1 protein-coding gene is annotated in these 2,193 nt (G+C 45.6%); it reads left to right on the forward strand.

The window, feature by feature from the left end; all coding sequences use genetic code 11:
- A partial coding sequence (locus F6K38_RS39945) for a D-Ala-D-Ala carboxypeptidase family metallohydrolase (RefSeq protein ID WP_287360418.1) occupies positions 1–1,613 on the forward strand: 1,613 nt, incomplete at its 5' end.
- Positions 1,614–2,193: the final 580 nt, after the last annotated feature.

Here is a 2,193-nt window from a genome sequence, read left to right on the forward strand (position 1 = left end):
AACCTCAATATGAACAACTTTTTGCGACTTGTCAGCTCAGGCGAAACTGCCTAGAGCCAACTGGCCGCATTGCTCAAGAAATCCTCCAACGGCAAGGAAACTACAGATTAGTAGAACGGCAAACGGGGGTGCCTTGGTGGTTTGTCGGAATTTTACACTATCGAGAGCTGGACTTTCGAGACGCTCACCTGCACAATGGCGATTCTTTAACTAATAGAACAATTCGCTACCCACAAGGACGACCCATTGCTCCACCAGCTAACGGACAAGGATACACCTTTGTTGAGAGTGCCATTGATGCACTGCGCTGGAAACAGTTCCACACTGCCAAAGACCACTCAATCGCAGCAATGCTATGGGGGTTTGAGCTGTGGAATGGTTTCCGTGATGCTAAGGGGGGGAATAATTCCGAGTACCTCTGGAATGGCACCAATCACTTTAGTAGCTCACAGCATTGGAATCAATCCCTGGTAGGCAACAGTAATGACTCCTATGGTCAAGGGCACAAGATCGGAGCAGCAGCAATTGTTTGGTATCTGTATTACCAAGGAATGCTCGATCAACCGTTAGAGTTTGCCAGTCCACAAACTTCTGTTAATTGGCAACAGCCAACCAACACCGGATCAATTCAGTTCCTGGATCTGCTCAGAGGTTATGGGAAACTACCTCATCAAGATGCAGCACTAGCTTGGCTGCAACAACAGCAATCGCCATCAGTGCTCACTGAATTTGCTCGTCGCTGGCAAGATGATGCTGATCGCAAATTAGTGTCTGTGGGGAAGTCTGCTGTTGTACAACTCCCCAATGGCACTCAGTTACCGACTAATGTTGTACTTCCGCAACAATCTAAGACACCAGACAGTCGAGGCACTAGCCCACAGACAGGGATTAGGCTAAGAGTACTGAGCGATACTGTGTTTAAAACAAGCACCCAGCAGTCCTATCAGCTCAAGGACTCACAAAAAGTTTTGGTAAAGGCAAACACGGAGTTTGAGATTACATCGGATCAGCCAGCCGAGAATAAGCATATTCAGGTAGTCCTGGCCAATGTTGCTTTAGGCACACCACCATTAAAAACCTGGTACGTCTTCTGTGACCATGTTGAAATTGAAGGGAGTGAACCGGATAACACACCTAAGGATGAACAACAATCTGACTTAATTAAGATTAACTCTGACAAGACTGGTCCAATTCAGTTGCCTGGATATAACAAAACCTTTTACCTATCGGAGCCGATTATCACTGGTGGTCACTTTAGTTGGGCAGAGGCAACTAAAAATGGTACCCGCATTCCTACGGACAAAAGTATTGTGGAGGGCATTCTCAAAATTGCTGATGTCATGGAGGAAGTTAGGGAATACTTTGGCAATCGCCCCATCGTGGTTAACTCTTGGTATCGCGACCCAGTAACCAATCGCAAAATTGGTGGTGCTACACGCTCCCGTCATCTTTGTGGGGATGCTGTGGATTTTGTGGTTGAGGGGATATCGCCAATGTCAGTGAATAAACGCCTGGATTCCTGGTGGGGTCCCCGAGGTGGTCTAGCCAGTGCGAGTTGTTTCACCCATATTGATGCCCGAGGCCATCGGGCAAGGTGGAGTTATGGTTTTTGATATAGTGCTACGCCCAAGGCAAAAGGCAAAAGGCAAAAGTTAACTAAAACGGCGTTTCAGCTTGTATCAATGTCCTAACCTTAATGTGTAGTGCTATATATCGACTGTTGGATTCCATGCTGTTGTCTCCCAATTGTATTGGCAAAATGGGGAGACGGGGTGAGGGGAAGATGAGCAGAGGGGCATCCTATGGTGTTTATGAGAGACCTGACATACTTTTCAGTATAAACAATAAATTTTCAAAATCTCAAAGCTATACACAGTATAGTTTTAGGCAATTAAAGTTAACACCATACCATAACAGGTATCAACTAGCCTAATTTACTCTCAGAAAATAATACAGGAGTCCCTGCATTAAGTCAATCGGGTCGGGGATTTATTATCGGTTAGTCCTAATATCCAATGTCACCTCAACCTGAGGGGTTGTGAGGAGGGTGGGGAGATGGGGAGATCGGGCAGATTTTTATTAAGGGTAATTATCCTAACATGATCTAAGCATCCTGGTTGGGCTTATTTTTTGTAAATGCGAAGATAGGTTTGTACATAATCCATAGAGAACTGACCGGGATTCTCTCGAATC

The organism is Moorena sp. SIO3B2 (assembly GCF_010692525.1).
In the GTDB taxonomy this organism is placed as follows: domain Bacteria; phylum Cyanobacteriota; class Cyanobacteriia; order Cyanobacteriales; family Coleofasciculaceae; genus Moorena; species Moorena producens.